The following is a 15789-nucleotide window of genomic DNA, read 5'->3' as shown; positions in this document are numbered from 1 at the left end:
AATATATCCTTTTTAGAACAGGTAGTTTAACTCAAAACGGTATTCGTTGTAAGAGTCTTTATCAACACCATCTGATTGACGAGCATCTGCACTTACTAAACCAACACGCACTTTTGCTTGAAGTTCAGGAGTAAACTGCTCAATAAAATCCATATGGATGATATTGCTATCAGCTTGTACACCGGCAGCTTGTTTTGCTTCATCAAAGTTTTGCATTGCATAACGAACCATTGCACTAAAGCCCGGAACCATTTTCGCTTTACCGAAGTCATATTTTACTTCTGCAGCAGTTGTTTTAGTATTTGCATACCAGTTGTATTGTGCCATTGCACGAGTATATCCGCCAGTCGGGAATCCACGCCATGGAGCTACGATATCCGCTGCATCTTCAACAGCAGAGTAAGCGATTTGCGCTTTTAAAGCACCTTTTTTAAGTACTAAACGAGCCATAGCAAGTGAAGAGTCAAGTGTATATCTCTCTTTATATCCTAAGTTGTCCGCAGGTGTTTTATCAATTGCAAGGGTACCTTTTAGTGTAGCACCACCAACTTCTCCACCGCCGTTATCAAACTGCTTCATGTAACGTACACCCGGAGTTAAAGAGTAACCGCTACCTAGATCAACTTTATAGTTTAATTCACCAGTAAGTGAAGAAACAACACCCGGAACACTTCCGTATGTTACATCAACTTGTAAGTTTTCAACAGATTTATTTTGTAGGTCTACTACGATAAGATCGTGATTAGTATCTTCACCTGCAGCTAAAAAGTTTGCATGGCTTAAACCTTTATGTACAGCAGAGTCATCATTTCCGTTCCAGCTTGATTTTGCATCAGTAGCACTTCCCGTATCGAATGTAATTACATCATGTGCAGTTGTATGATCACGAAGTTTTTGTGTTAGGAAATAAGCACCGCGAACTCTTGTTTGTGGAAGATCTTTATTTGTCACTACTAGACCGTCAAATGTATTTGGAACCATTTTTGTATCATTTGATTTTGTTAAAAACGATTCAAAAATTTGACGACCAACTTTAACAGAAGTTTTAGATACATCATATTGTAAATACGCTTGTCCTAATACAGCCATTGAGTAATCATCACCAATAAATGCATTATGACGGCTGAATGTATCTTTACCTGCTTTGATTGTACCTAGATCATCATGAGCTGTGTGGATAAGGTTAGTTGAAAAGTACATACCGGCAGTAGCACTTAGACCTTCATAAGAAGCAGTTTTATAGATTAAACTACCACCTAGACCTGAAGCTTTATTATCCTTGTTAGAAGTCTCATCGTTTTTCCAATCCCAATAAAAAGAGTTTGAACGTAAACGACCGTAGAACACACCATCAGCTAAAGCATCAACAATGTTGTCAGCTTTTCCTGGAAGTACATTGTATACCTCCATCATGTTCCCTTTTAACTGACGTTTTGGTTTTGCATCATCCGCTGAAGCAGTTACAAACGCACCACAAGTTAATGCAGCAATTAAACTCATCTTTACAAATTTCATATTATAATCCCCTTGTTGTTTTTCTTTAAACACAAATGAAAGTGGCAGCTGCAACTGCCGCTTTCACACCTAGCCTCTAGAGCCTTTTGTAGGACATCCGCAGTTATAATCTACGAGTGTTACATTCCCCTCATTACTAACATCAACCACTTTTTGACGTTTTACATAATCTCTTACAACGTCGTATACAGGTCTGATCTTATCTTTACGTAAATTGGCTCCGGCATTTTGTAAGTTCCCTCCCCATGAAGAAACTACATAAGTTTTTTCCAGATCTATCGGTTTACCTCCTACTTTAAGATTAGAGATTCTTTGTCCCGCTTTATTTGCTACTGCAATACTGTAAGTAACACCGCCAAGACGACTCATATCTCCACCTTGTTGGTAAAGAGGATTCGCATTAAAAACATTATCTGCAATATCTTCTAGTAATGTAGCGATTTTTGAACCTTTTAACTCAAATGTATAAACATTTGGGTACGTGATACCACACATCTCGTAAACATTTTCCATTAAAATGTCATCACCCGCTAAAACAGTTGTTCCCCATCTGTAACCAGGTGTAAATGAGATGTCACATTTCATTTCATCCATGATCGCATCATTGATGAGTTGATCAAATGTTGAGAAGAAAGTATCTCTTTTATAAAGGATGTTTTTTGTCTGACCTAGAACTTCATTGAACTCTGCATCAAATGGTGCATATAGTTCATCAATTAGTTTTACACCCTCTGGATCAGCTGGTATCATATTTGATGCAATTGGTACAAGTTTATATTCATATCCATGAACTTTACCGTCTTTGGCATCAATATCTAAACGTCCTACATATTTCCCGTGGCTTCCTGCAATAACGATTACAGTACCGTCAATAGTGATCGGTTTTGGTGAAGGGTCATGTGTATGTCCACTTAAGATGAAGTCAATACCGTGAACTTTACGAGCTACCTCTTGATCAACGCTGAATCCGTCGTGTGAAAGTACAACTACACAATCAACTTTATGCTCGTCTCTTAATTCATCCACATACTCTTGAAGTGTGTCAAGTCTTAAACCGAAACTCCAGCCTTGTGTAAACTCTTTAGGGTTTGCAGTTGAAGTGAACGGGAACGACTGACCTATAATACCGATCTTAGCACCACCACGCTCTTCGATCGTATATGGTTCGAAAATTAGCTCTTCATACTCATCAGAGAACGGATCGTCTCCAATAATATTTTGAGAAACGAATTTCGCATCAAGTTGTTCGATCAGCTTTTTAACTTGCTCTTTACCGTAAGTAAATTCCCAGTGACCAACCATTACATCAACACCAAGATAGTTTTGTGCTTTTACGATCGCTTCACCATCAGTTTTTAGTGCAACACCAGTCCCTTGCCATGTATCACCCGAGTCTAAAAATAAAACATTTTCATTTCCACGCTCAGCACGTACACGATCAAGGTATGTTTTCATATGTGCAACACCACCCATTTTTCCAAACTTTTTAGCCAGTGCTTCAAAGTCGATATGAGTGTCAAAATATGCATCTAAAGAACTTGGTTCAAGTCCGTAATGATTTGCAAATGCTTCACCGCATAGAAACCCTGGAGTTCCCACAAGATTAGGAGCTGAGATCAAAGTTGACGGCTCTCTCCAGTAAAGCGGTTTTAAGTGGGCATGCAGGTCACACATATGTAAAAGTGTTACATTCCCTTTTGCTTTAAAATCATAGATATCTTTTAACGATATCTGATTAGGTGTTTTTAATGCTGAGGTTGTACAACCCGCAGCAACTGCACCAAGGCCAAAAATGGCTGCAATGTGCATAAAATCTCTTCTAGATATTTCCATTTTTTACCTCTATCTTTTTAAACCTGGAATAGCGATTTCACTATTCTTAGCTTTATCTGTAAGATATACTTCTAGTGCTACCATCTCTTTAGAACCAAGAGGGATAACTTTAAGAAGTGCATTATTCATACATCCTTGAAAACGGCGTTGAAGCGTTCTTAAAGATGATTTTGTCATTCTGTATGCAGGCCATGTAGCTGCTGCTGCATTTCCCGGGTAACCAAGTTCCGGTAATGGTTGCGTTCTTAAAACAGTACCGATCATGTCAGGAGAGTGACAGCTAAGACATGATAATCCTCTTCCACCTCTTGGAGTCTCAAACGTTTTCTTTCCAAGTGCATATGCCTCTTTCATTTGAGGGTTTGCATTTACGTCAATGTTAATCTTTTCACCGTTAGCAATAGACTTTACATATGCTAAGACAGAAAACATCTCTGCACTTTTAAGTGTATAAGGTTTTTTACCTTGATCGTGCATCATCGCTTGCACTACTTGATCAAGTCCAACAACCATGTCAAGTTTTTTAATATAACGAGGGAATCCTGCGATATATGATGGAAGATTATCTTCGCTTACACCAAGATATTTTGCAAGTGCAGCATCGCCGCCTAACTCTTCTATATAACTTTCACCGTCTGCAACCATAATGTCTGCAGGGTTGTTTTCTGACATCTCTGCATACATTGCGCGGTCTGCATCGCTCATTGCAAACTGTTCACCACCAAAAGATAATGAAGAGAGCATTGCAATACTAAGAGCTATTTTAATACCTGTTTTCATCTGATTATCCTTTTGGCTTAATCTTTTTGCTTGTTTCGTGAACTTCACCAGTGTTGTCTGTATATGTAATAGTAAGTTTACCTTTACCGTTAATTTTCATGTATGTTGTAAATACAGGATTAACTGAAAGTGATTCCCAAACTGTCATATTTGTGATCTCTTTACCGTTGTAAACAAATTTTACACTGTTAATATATTTAGCAGGGATGATCTCTTTTGTTTTTTTATCTTTTCCCATACCTGTATCCATTGGGTGCATTACCATGAAACTAACTTTAACTACTTCACCGTCTTTATATCTTTTCGGTTTAATTTTAATGAGTGATTTTCTTTCTGCCATTTTCTTTTCCTCTTTTTTTATCTTTTGAAATTATGTATATATGGTTAGAATCAACCACAACCACCGATAGTAACTTTTACATTTTGTGAAGCTATAAGAAACTCACCGTTACTAAGTTCTATTACAGCAACAACATCTTGAGTACCGCCTAGTTTGATACGAGTAGAGAACATTGCTTTTCCGTTTGCAGGTGTTAAGTTAACATCGATACAACGAGAATTTCCGTTTTTAGTATTTAAAATATGGATACTTTTTACATAGTCACTTTCAGTCATAGGAGACTCAACATTTACAGTTACAGGAACAACAGCTCCATTTTCCGCAATTTCAGGAACTTTTAGCGATACTTTACTTGATTTTGTCGGCGTTTTTCCACCTGTGATAGCATTAACCGCTGTTTCGTAACTCATTTTATTTGGACTTACAGGTTGTGCATCTGCTGCAAAACTCATTACCGGCATTACTGCCGCAACTGCTGTTACACTTCCTAATTTTTTAAAAAAATCTCTTCTTTGCATGTTTATTACCCTTTATTTTTTTTCTGCAACAATATATGAAGTAATGTCACATATTTCTTGTTCTGTGAATAACTTTGTTGTTAAGTTAATTGTCATATGAGTATTTGGATTATCAATTCTTGCATCAGCAATTTTCTGATAAACAAATTGTGCATCTCTTGCACCTGTATCCATAATGTACTCTTTGTACTTTGTTAAATCAGGACCAATATTGCCGGCACCTTTAGCTCCCTCAATGTTATGGCAAGCTACACAGTTTCCATACTGTTTTGGCGAACCGTCAGCATTTTTTTTACTGAGACCTTTTGGTGGTGTTTTTTTAGCTTTTTTTCCATTGAGATTATGGAAAATATACTCACCTCTAGCAATTGCATCTGCATCAGTAGTTATACAACCCTTAGGCATTGTGTAAGCTTTTGCAGGTGCGAGTAAATCATTTTGTATCATTTTACTTGCATCAGGATGTTCAATAACTTTGCTATAGTTTCCAGCAAAAAGTGAAGCTCCGACAAGTAATGAAGTGATTACTGCTTTATTCATTCTTGTTCCTCCTATATATTTTCGAGGACAAGTTTAACTAGCGAATGTAAAATGAATGTAAAATTATAAATTTTTATGTAAGTTAGATGGAAAGATGTATCTAAAAAGGCTTCCCTTCTTCGGTGTAGAGGTGATTTGAAGCTCTATGTTTTCTTCATTGATAATAGATTTTACTATGTTTAATCCTATTCCGAAACCGCCTTTATTGTTGTTTTCTCTATAGTATCTGCTGAATATTTTCTCAACTTTTTCTATGCCGACACCATGATCTTCAAATTCAAGAACAGGTTCCCCGTCTCTCATATAAAGTCGTATCTCAATAGTCGAGTTGTCATAAGAATACTTGATAGCATTGGAGATATTATTGTCGATGAGTCTTTGGAGTTGCTTGTCATTCAAATGAAGAGTTCCGCAATTCTCTAAATTAGAATTGATTTTTATATCTTTCATCGCAGCTACTTCTGAAAAGTATTCTATTCGCTCTTCTAAAAACTCTTTGATATTTATATCTTGTTTTTCATAGTAGAGCCGTTCATGTTTGATAAGATAGTCCATATCGTTATAAATATTTGAGAGTACTTTTGTTGCAGCTTTCATTCTGCGTAAGTATTTGTTTGGTTCATATTTTCTATTGTATAGATCGATATTGACGTTTATAATGGCAAGAGGGGTATTGATCTCATGCATAGAGTCTTTGATAAAGGTATCGAGTTGCTTATTGAGTCTTTGAAAAGGTTTTGCAAAAGTTTTTAAGAAAAATATACTTGAGATAAAAATCAAGATAACTATACTTGTAAGAATTAACAGTACTTTCTCATACACGGGTGCAAAAGAGATTGTATTATGCAAAACGAGATAATGCGCTCCAAAATATCTCTCTTTTGGAAGTTTTACGATCAGGTATGCTTCCTCATTGTTTAAATAGTAGCCCTTTTTAAAATAGGGTATCGGTTTTTTAATAAGGGTAAATATAGGCTGAAAGTTTTCACCGTATAAACCGGAATCGAAAGTTTTAAAGCGAGGATATTCAAAATAATCATCGGCTTGATCGTACTCCTGCATCGCTTGAATAACAAGTAAAGATTTCTTTTTCAGAGAAAGCTCATTCTGGATAGAATAGATGTTTTTCATGTATATAGTATAGTAAACAAGCGGGGCAAGTAAAATTACAGCTACAAGCGTTGTGTAGATGAGTGCGTATTTTGCCGAATATTTATTATCGTTCAATGATATATCCTAATCCACGTCTATTTTGCAAAATATCGAGTGGAAGTTTCTTTTTGAGGTTGTTTAGTTGTACCCTAATGGTTGCAGGTTCGACATACTCTCCCCATACTGCATCTTGAAACATCTGTGTAGAGACAACGGCATTTTTATTTTTGATTAGTACCTCAAGAAGATCTTTTTCCGTTTTACGTAAAACGATCTCTTCCCCTTTATATGTGAGTTTTGCCGTTTTTAAATTGTAGACGAGCTCAGGTCCTAACTCTATAATCGAGCTTTTATTTTGCAGGTAGGATGCTAAGGCTTGCTCAATGCGGAGTTCCAGCTCCTCTAGATCAAACGGTTTTCGAATATAGTCACAACAACCGCGTCTATAGCCCTCTTTTAAGTCGTCTATATCTGTCATCGATGTTAAGAAAATGGCCGGAATGTTGATATTTTCATCTTTTAGTTTTTTAAGGAGTTCAAATCCGTTGATCGAAGGGACATTGACATCTAAAAGTAATATGTCATAACTTTTATCGTATATAGCATAATAGGCATCATTCCCATCTGTAAAACCATCTACGTTATATCCAATATCACGTAAAAACTCCTCTATACTAATGCGAAGTGAATATTCATCTTCTAAAAGTAAAATGTTCATTTTATTTTCCCATCTATTTTTTTAATAGTTCTTCTGTTTAACATCATCTGTATCAATTCATCTTTGGAGTATTTGTCAAATTTATCATACGCTTCATCAAAGAAGATAGCCCTGTCTTCTCTGTCAATTACATCTTGAAGTTGCATAAGAGAGTTAGCAGAGTAATTTTGGTAACTGTTGTCTTGATAGTTTTCCTGTCTCACTACATCATATAAATTACTTCGGGTAATGTTAATGAGAAAGGAGATATCATCTTCAGGATTTCTAAAATATTCCAGATATTTCTCCGGTAAAACAAAAACAAAGCCCCCTATCGTTTGTCCGTTACCATCTTTCATATTTTCATAAAAGATGTAGCTGTTATCTTTATATACAACACCACTTAGTTTCAGCTCTTTAAAGTCGATTTTTTTGAGTGTTTGGATATGTGCATAATTATAGTTTCTATTGGAGAGAATATAATCTCCGATTGTCAAGTTTTCCATCATAAGTACGGCTGAATCTGCATGTTTGATATCTAGAAAAACATAGAGGTCTACACCGATACTGCTAAAAAAGTTTGTAATTTTTTTAAAAAAAGAGATAGCTTCTACATATCCTATAAACTCTTCATCTTTGTAGACGGGAACAGTTGCTTTAATTCCTAGACGTCGTCCAACCTCTATGGAAGTTCTGGGTGTATCATGGGTATCAAAATATTTTAAATCGGTTCTGTAATCACCAATAGGCATCCCTGCATATACATCATCCCATGAGCGTGCAAATATGTTTAAATCTTTTGTGATCACTTGCGCTCTGATTATAGAACCTGTGTTTTTTTGTATAGTGTGGGCAATATCGGAGATAATCTGGTATCCAAAATCTTCATCATCATTTTCAAGGCTGTCAATTAAAGTATGGTCTTTTGAAAGCATTAGTGCAACGCGTAAATCTTCCATCTTTTGTGTTTTTAATTGTGTCTGAAGAGTAAGACGCATCTGATCCATAATTTTATAGATCTTTTGCTCTTTTACTTCTTGTTTATAATAAAAGAAGATTGTAATTGTAATGAAAATGATTAGGGTAAAAAGTATTATAAAAATTTTTTGCATTTCATAATTGTATCACTAAACCTTATAAAAGTATAATAAAAAAGTGATATCCTTAGAAAATCATTATGTCAGATGTACTTTTATTTTTTTTAGATGTGGCTTTAAGTCAAAGGATTGTAAACTTTCCTTGCGAAATTGCCTCAAAATTTTAGCTTCGAAATATTATATCTTTATTTTACAGGACAAATCCTCCCTTGGATCACGAGCCTGCAAAACAAAGATATAATATTTCTACTGTGAAATAGACAAAATGCTTAAAAAGTTTTGGAGAGAATGATGGAAAACATTGAAACAATAGACAGCGTATGTACATACTGCGGTGTAGGGTGTGATATAGCAGCAAATGTAGATACAAAAGAGAATAAGATCGTAAAGATCTTCGCTCATCCTGACGGTGTGGTTTCTCAAGGGAAGCTGTGTATAAAAGGGAAGTACGGATATGACTTTGTGGATGCCGAAGACAGATTAAGAATTCCACGTATTCGTAAAAGCTTTTTAGAAAAAAATCCTTCGATCAAAGAGGCGGTTGCTGCTTCACTGACTGATTTAGACGATACTTGGTATGAGACAGACTTAGATAGTGCTACAACAGCTTGTGCTATGAAGTTAAAAGAGCTTCAAGAGACGTACGGAAGAAAATCTGTTGCATCTATCGGGGGTGCTAGAACTTCGTGTGAATCTTCATACCTTTTCCAAAAATTTACACGTCATACACTCAACTCTCCACACGTAGATAACTGTGCACGTGTATGTCACTCTCCGTCATTAAAAGGGATGCGTGCAACAATCGGTGAAGGTGCGGCGACGAATCCGTACAACGATATCTATAATGTTGAATTTATGGTTGTAATCGGTTCAAATACGACTGAAGCCCATCCTATTATCTCAAACCGTATTTTAGACGTAGCACGTGAGCACGACAACCTGGCTGTATTTGACGTGCGTGAAATTAAGCTGCACCGTTTTGCAAAATACAAGGCTATTATCCCACACGAAGCAAACTTGATGGTTTTAAATATGCTTGCATATACGATCATCGATGAGGATCTGTATGATGAGAGTTTTATTGCTGATCGTACAAAAGATTTCTTAGAGTTTAAAGAGAAAATTTTAAACGATCCATACGCAAAACCTGAGTTCTTTGAGCAGATCGAAGGGTATGAGCATATGGGTAAAATGATCCGTAAAGTGGCTCGTGAATATGCACTGAAAAAATCTATGATCTTCTGGGGTCTCGGAATCACTGAACACCTTGACGGCTCATACGCGGTAATGGCGATCACACACTTAGCACTTATGACGGGTAATGTGGGTAAAAGCGGTGCTGGTCTTATGCCTTTACGCGGACAAAACAATGTTCAGGGGACTTGTGATATGGGTATGCTTCCATATTACGATCCTGATTATCAAGAGCCAAAAGAGGTAGGTTTAATGACTCCTCAGCTTGTTGATGAGATGTTAGAGGGACGCCTGAAAGCTGTTTTAAACATCGGTGAGGATTTAACGCATATCCATCCAAATCTAAACAAGATAGATAAAGCGTTTAACGAATTGGAACTTCTTTTTGTTCAAGAGCTGTTTATGACAGATGTGGCAAATCGTGCAGACATTGTAGTGGGTGTAAAATCTGCATATGAGAAAACGGGTGTATATGTAAATGCTATGCGTCGTTTACACCTTTCACAACCGCTTGTAAAATCTGATCTTCCTGATGACTGGGAAGTTTTACAGATCCTTGATAACAAAATGGGCGGTTCTGCAAACTACGAAACTTCTCAAGATGTTTGGGATGAGGTGCGTGAAGTTGCGTACAGACGTTTTAGCGGAGCAGATTATCATAGACTTGAAAAACACCGTAAACGTGGACTACAATGGCCTGTTCATACAGAAGATACTCCGATCTTGCATCAACTAGATTTTAGAACACCAGACGGTTACGGATATTTCAAATACAAACAGTATGAACCGCGTAACATGGTAGAAGAGATACTGAGTAAAAAACTTAGCGGTTTTTATCTGACAACGGGAAGAACTTTAGCACACTATAACAATGCGGCACAAACAAAACGTTCTGAAAAATTAAATGACAGATATGATGAAGATATTTTACTTGTAAGTGAAGCAGATGCTGAACATTTTACGACAGAGAAAGTGATCCTAAAAAGTGAATTTGGTGAATCTACACCGCTTACTGTAAAGATTACCGACAAGATCAAACCAAATACGCTGTTTGTAACGTTCCATCATGCAAAATCAAAGATAAACAATCTCTTTGGTGATGCAAGAGATGAGCTGATACTCACAGCTGCATTTAAGTCGATCAAAGTCGATGTAATAAAGTGCTAAAAGTTATTTACCACTTTTAAAATGATAATGTTTCCAGTCAAGATGATTGGAAACATCTAACTTCTCCTCTTCAAACCATCCGGCAAAATTATTATCTGCACATACACCAACTTGATGGTGCAGTTTTTTAAAACTATTAACCTTCTCCTCTCTCGGTTCAAAATCACTTGTAGCATGGCAACGCATACAGTTGGCATCATCCATTAACTCTTGTGGATGTTCATCGCCATGAAGTTCCATACAAAACAGGATAAGATATAATAGAGTGTAGGATTTGAAGTAATTCATAACAATCCTCCATCTCAAATAATTTTAGTATAGATCCAATTTACAATGATTTGACTTAAGTTTTTAGATTAGATATGGGAGTTTCAACTTACTATGAGTAGAGAAAAAGGTAATCTGGCAGAGGATAAAGCAGCCGTTTTTCTGGAAGAAACAGGGTATGCAATAGTAGAGAGAAACTTTTACAGCCGTTTTGGTGAAATTGATATTATTGTGACAAAAGATCAGGTACTTCATTTTGTAGAAGTAAAAAGCGGGGACGACTATGAGAGTGCAATTGCCAACATCACTCCGACAAAACTCTCCCGTATTATAAAAACAGCAGATGTGTATATGAAAAAGCATGCTTTGGATTGTGATTACACTTTTGATGCACTTGTTGTAACGTCGGATGAAGTAGTATTAGTTGAAAATATAACTTTATAGAGTTTTAATTATTAAAGTAGTAACATTTAGAAAAGTTATTATTAAGGATATCGTATGAAAAAACTTATGTTGGCATTGGCTTTCACTTCTGTAGCAGCTTTTGCAGCTGACACCACTATTACTGCAACAATGCAATTGATGGATAGAGGTATGCAACAGGTACAAAGAGGGTTTATGTATAACTCAAAAAGTGAGATTTTAAAAGGTATAGATACTCTGAAAAATTCTGATGCTATATTTAAAACAGTTGATGTAACAACATTTATTCCTAATAACAAAAAGGTACGTGTTACACAAAATATTACAAACAATCTTAGCGAAGATCTAGAAGTACTAAGAAAAGCTATAGAAAACAACGAATTTACTACGGCAACTGAGAAATACGGAAAAGTTCTTAATGATTGTGTAGCTTGCCATACTGTAATTAGAGGCTGGTAAAAAGTTTTTCATTTAATTCAAAGATGGTATAATTTACCCATTATACTTTTACGGAGAATTAGATGGAAGCAAAGATATTTTTCGGCTCGCAAGCCGCTACGAAAGATACGTTTAATGAACGAAAATCACCATACAACGGTGAAGTGGTTTCTAAATCTCCGATATGTGATGCCGGAGATGCCACTAAAGCACTAGATATTGCTCAAGAAGCAGCAAAGGGTACAAAACTCTCAACCCTTTCTCAAAGATGTAACTGGCTTTTGGATGTTGTATCGAAACTCAAAGAGACAAAAGAAGATATTGCAAAAACGATTACAGATGAAGTTGGAAAACCTATAGCATTTGCTCGTGTAGAAGTGGATAGATGTATAGAAACGCTGACACTATCGGCTGAAACAATGCGTACAATGCACGGTGAGACAATCAATACAGATGCAATGCCAAGCGGAAAAAAGACACTCGCACTTTTTCGTCGTGAGCCAGCAGGTGTAGTTGTCGCAATTACACCTTTTAACTTTCCTCTTAACCTGGTAGCACATAAACTTGGACCTGCACTTGTTGCGGGAAATGCGGTAGTACTTAAACCTACACCTGAAGCACCCCTTACTGCATATAAGTTTGCAAAACTTTTTATTGAGAGTGAATATGCGATCAAAGATGCTTTAAGTGTTGTTTATGGCGATGCAGAGGTTGGAAGTGCACTTATCACTTCTGATATCCCACGTGTTATAAGTTTTACGGGAAGTGTACCTGTAGGAAATATTATCACTAAAAATGCAGGTATTAAAAAAGTAGGCCTTGAGCTTGGCGGAAATGCAGCGACGTTTATAGAAAAAACAGCTGATTTAAAACTTGCAGCCCAGCGTTGTGCACTCGGTGCATTTGTAAATTCAGGGCAGGTGTGTATCTCCTTACAGAGAATTTATGTAGATGATGCAGTGTATGATGAATTTGCAGCGCTGATGGCTGAGGAGACGAAAAAACTCAAAGTTGGCTCTCCATATGAGGATGAAACATTTATGGGACCGCTTATAGATGATGATGCTTGTGAGAGAGCAATGAATTGGGTAGAGTCTGCTATAGAAGAGGGAGCTCAACCTATGTTGCCTCCACATCGTGAAGGACGACTTTTTTATCCTTGTGTAATGACTGAAGTTCATGATGATATGGCGATAGTATGTGAAGAGGTGTTTGCTCCAATCGTATCACTTGTACGTGTGAACGGTTTTGATGATGCGCTTCCACGTATGAACAACTCTCCATACGGATTACAGTTCTCTGTATTTACTAACGATCTAAGCATTACAAACCGTGCTATTGATGAATTAGATGCAGGTGGAATAGTGATCAACGATATGCCGACACTTCGTTTTGATATTCAGCCGTACGGCGGTGTAAAACTAAGTGGTGTTGGACGTGAAGGTCCAAGATTTGCGATCGAAGAGATGACGGAGATAAAATCTATCGTGATCGCTTAAGGAGTAGTTTTTATTACCCTGTTATTTCGCTCATCAAGTTTGAGTGAAATAACTTCAACTTGCCCTTGCGGCATAAATACAAGTTCCTTCCCATCGTCAGGGTTTACAAATATTACTTTTATATGGCCGTCATAAAGTGACTTGGTTCTAATCTCAGCGTGAAGATCCTGTTCTAGTAATTTTTCAAGTTCGGCTTCCATCTGTTTTATGGACTCTTCTCTCTCTTTGAATTGCTCTTCTCTCTCTTTGAACTCTTGAGATTTCCTTTTATACTCTCGAACACGAATTAGATCTTGTTTTGTCGGTGCTTTACCAGTTGATTGTGCTACAAGTATACGTTTTTGAAACGTTTTTATTCTGTCTATCTCTTGGGCGTGTTCTGCAATCTCTTTATGTAAAGCATCAAAATCCTCTTGATACTTTTGCTGTTTGTCTTTAATAGCTTTAGTCAAATCCTCTTTCTCTTGATGATACGCCTGAACTTTATCGGGATTAATCATTAAAATGTTGTTTGAACCTCTGATACTTTTTATCTCTATCAGTTCGGAAGCTATGATTTTTGCATTGGAAACAAGTTCATCAATATATATTTTCGGGGCAGCCAGCTCTCCACCGACAACTTTTTTCACATGGATAGATTTGTGAGCCGTTATTTTTCCCGTTTCCAATATTTCGATTTCGGCATGACTGGCCGTAAGATCTCCTCTGTGGAGTTTGATATTGGCTTTGTTCTCAACTGTAAACGTTGCTCTTTTGTGTGTTTGTGCATCAATGTTTATGCTCTGGGCAGCTACATTTACGTTTGAACCTATACTCCCGTCGACATTGAGATCTTTTACATCAACTTTTAATCCCTCTCCGATTGCATCTTCATATGCTTCTTTATTGTGCTTTATCTCAACACTGATCTCATCTTTTAGATCTTTTGCATCCAGATGTCCCGTTGATTTATAGTCAGCCCCTTCAAGTTTTAGCGTTTTAGATATTTTCAGCGTTTTGTCGTCATATTCAACAAAACCGTCTTCGTTTGCATAAAACTCCATAAATTTATCATTTTCTTTGAGAATAACACTCTCATCCATCTCTGGTATATTGAAGTTCTGCGCTAGCTTTTCGGGGATATATTTACCCTCACAAGAGCGTCCGCCACTACCGTTTAGAGGTTTTTTATAACGGAGTACCAATTCCCCCTTTTTGACTCCGTCTATATAGTTTCTTTGCTCATCTTGTTGATATGATAAATAGATCTTTTGTACTTCTCCGTCATCACCGTCAGTCGGTTCAATCCCTCTTGCGACAACAAATTTTATATCTTTTGGCAGTTTTTTACCGTAAGGGAGAATCTTAATCAATTTTTGTAATTGTGTCTCTAGATCTTCTTCAAAAATATTTATTAAAAACCCTGTAGCAAGTTTTTTGTGCTGAATTTGTGCTAAAAGTTTTTCATAAAGTTTTTCATCTTTGTTAAAGATACTTCCCGCTTTTATAATTGCTATCACTTTTGTTTTTTGTTTATTTGCAGCAAGTGTTATCTTATAAGAATTTATATCTAGGTCAGAAGGGGATATTTTAATATCGTAGCGTTGATAAATCCTTGCATCTTTATCAAGTAAAATCTCTTCATCTATCTCGGCAGGATTTTCTATAAGGAGATCATCTTTAATATCTTTACGTCGAATAAGCGTTTCATACTTTTCAAGTGTAAAGTCAATATCTTTTATGCTAATATTTTTTTGTTGGGTATAGTTACTGAGAGTTTTCGGTATCGATACTGTCTTTTTAGTAAAAGGTGCAAAAGAAATCATTTCAAGATAATAGCGAAAAAAAACTGTAATTTAGGTGTGTATATGAGAAAAAAAGTGATTATATCGGCGTGTTTGTTGGGAGAATATTGCCGTTATGACGGAAAAACGAAAAAATATGCTGAGTTGTTGGAGTATTTTAAAGAGTATGAGATTATCCCTTTTTGTCCAGAAGCACCACTTTTTGGAACGCCGAGAGAGCGGATCAATGTGATGCTTATTGATGGAGAAAAAAGGATCATAACCGATGAGACCAACAAGGATGTGACACAACTTCTAAAAGATGAAATACTCTCGTTTATCGAGAAAAATCAAGAGGCTGATGCGATCGTTTTAAAATCAAAATCTCCCTCTTGCGGATACAAAACAACCCCTATTTTAGATCCAAAAAAAGAGATTCTAAAGTATGAAAACGGGATCGCTGCAGACTTATTTCAAAGCCATTATAAAGCCCTAAAAATCAAAGATGAGCTGAATTTTAGCGATTTTTAGATATAATCGCACAATTTTATAAGAAGAGATATATT

16 protein-coding genes are annotated in these 15789 nt (G+C 36.5%); 5 read left to right on the top strand and 11 right to left on the bottom strand.

Annotated features, from left to right (window positions below; translation table 11 throughout):
- Window positions 1–12 precede the first annotated feature (12 nt).
- The 9 genes from FJR03_RS09990 to FJR03_RS09950 form a co-directional block, all read right to left on the bottom strand.
- Entirely contained in the window at window positions 13–1515 is a 1503-nt protein-coding gene (locus FJR03_RS09990; RefSeq protein ID WP_226962116.1) for an OprD family outer membrane porin, read from the bottom strand.
- Window positions 1516–1584: 69 nt separating this feature from the next.
- Entirely contained in the window at window positions 1585–3348 is a 1764-nt protein-coding gene (soxB, locus tag FJR03_RS09985; RefSeq protein WP_193113360.1) for a thiosulfohydrolase SoxB, read from the bottom strand.
- A gap of 9 nt (window positions 3349–3357) precedes the next feature.
- The gene (soxA, locus tag FJR03_RS09980) at window positions 3358–4128 is read right to left on the bottom strand and encodes a sulfur oxidation c-type cytochrome SoxA (RefSeq protein WP_193113359.1); all 771 of its coding nucleotides are present in this window, start codon (window positions 4126–4128) and stop codon (window positions 3358–3360) included.
- A gap of 4 nt (window positions 4129–4132) precedes the next feature.
- Window positions 4133–4468: a thiosulfate oxidation carrier complex protein SoxZ gene (gene soxZ, locus FJR03_RS09975; RefSeq protein ID WP_193113358.1), complete on the bottom strand. Its 336-nt coding sequence runs from the start codon at window positions 4466–4468 to the stop codon at window positions 4133–4135.
- 50 nt (window positions 4469–4518) lie between these two features.
- Window positions 4519–4986 (bottom strand): thiosulfate oxidation carrier protein SoxY, encoded by a 468-nt coding sequence (soxY, locus tag FJR03_RS09970; protein ID WP_193113357.1) that lies wholly within the window; start codon window positions 4984–4986, stop codon window positions 4519–4521.
- 12 nt (window positions 4987–4998) lie between these two features.
- Window positions 4999–5526, bottom strand: coding sequence for a sulfur oxidation c-type cytochrome SoxX (gene soxX / locus FJR03_RS09965; RefSeq protein ID WP_193113356.1), 528 nt, complete (start codon window positions 5524–5526; stop codon window positions 4999–5001).
- Between the two features lie 63 nt (window positions 5527–5589).
- On the bottom strand, window positions 5590–6753 hold the full coding sequence (locus FJR03_RS09960; RefSeq protein WP_193113355.1) for a sensor histidine kinase: 1164 nt from the start codon (window positions 6751–6753) through the stop codon (window positions 5590–5592).
- The gene (locus FJR03_RS09955; RefSeq protein ID WP_193113354.1) at window positions 6743–7396 is read right to left on the bottom strand and encodes a response regulator transcription factor; all 654 of its coding nucleotides are present in this window, start codon (window positions 7394–7396) and stop codon (window positions 6743–6745) included. The genes FJR03_RS09960 and FJR03_RS09955 overlap by 11 nt, the downstream gene beginning before the upstream one ends.
- Window positions 7393–8487, bottom strand: a complete 1095-nt coding sequence (locus FJR03_RS09950; protein ID WP_193113353.1) for a cache domain-containing protein — start codon at window positions 8485–8487, stop codon at window positions 7393–7395. Before FJR03_RS09950 ends, FJR03_RS09955 begins: the two co-directional genes overlap by 4 nt.
- Before the next feature lie 276 nt (window positions 8488–8763).
- On the opposite strand from FJR03_RS09950, the gene FJR03_RS09945 reads away from it, so the two are divergent.
- Window positions 8764–10833, top strand: a complete 2070-nt coding sequence (locus FJR03_RS09945; protein ID WP_193113352.1) for a molybdopterin oxidoreductase family protein — start codon at window positions 8764–8766, stop codon at window positions 10831–10833.
- 3 nt (window positions 10834–10836) lie between these two features.
- Here the strand turns inward: FJR03_RS09945 and FJR03_RS09940 are convergent, their stop codons facing one another.
- Window positions 10837–11073 carry a hypothetical protein gene (locus tag FJR03_RS09940; protein WP_193113351.1) on the bottom strand — a complete coding sequence of 79 codons (237 nt, stop codon included), beginning with the start codon at window positions 11071–11073 and terminating at the stop codon, window positions 10837–10839.
- Between the two features lie 141 nt (window positions 11074–11214).
- Between FJR03_RS09940 and FJR03_RS09935 the strand changes: the two genes are divergently transcribed.
- From FJR03_RS09935 to FJR03_RS09925, 3 genes are all read left to right on the top strand, one after another.
- On the top strand, window positions 11215–11544 hold the full coding sequence (locus FJR03_RS09935) for a YraN family protein (protein ID WP_193113350.1): 330 nt from the start codon (window positions 11215–11217) through the stop codon (window positions 11542–11544).
- Between the two features lie 54 nt (window positions 11545–11598).
- Entirely contained in the window at window positions 11599–11982 is a 384-nt protein-coding gene (locus FJR03_RS09930; protein WP_193113349.1) for a cytochrome C, read from the top strand.
- Window positions 11983–12044: 62 nt separating this feature from the next.
- Window positions 12045–13460: an aldehyde dehydrogenase family protein gene (locus tag FJR03_RS09925; protein ID WP_193113348.1), complete on the top strand. Its 1416-nt coding sequence runs from the start codon at window positions 12045–12047 to the stop codon at window positions 13458–13460.
- On the opposite strand, the gene FJR03_RS09920 is transcribed toward FJR03_RS09925, so the two are convergent.
- A complete protein-coding gene (locus FJR03_RS09920; protein WP_193113347.1) occupies window positions 13457–15265 on the bottom strand; it encodes a flagellar assembly protein A in 1809 nt (602 codons plus the stop codon). The genes FJR03_RS09925 and FJR03_RS09920 overlap by 4 nt on opposite strands.
- A 42-nt stretch (window positions 15266–15307) precedes the next feature.
- Between FJR03_RS09920 and FJR03_RS09915 the strand changes: the two genes are divergently transcribed.
- Window positions 15308–15754 carry a 2-thiouracil desulfurase family protein gene (locus tag FJR03_RS09915; protein WP_193113346.1) on the top strand — a complete coding sequence of 149 codons (447 nt, stop codon included), beginning with the start codon at window positions 15308–15310 and terminating at the stop codon, window positions 15752–15754.
- Window positions 15755–15789: the final 35 nt, after the last annotated feature.

The organism is Sulfurimonas marina (assembly GCF_014905095.1).
Classification (GTDB): Bacteria; Campylobacterota; Campylobacteria; order Campylobacterales; family Sulfurimonadaceae; genus Sulfurimonas; species Sulfurimonas marina.
This window is presented reverse-complemented; position numbering and strand designations above follow the sequence as displayed.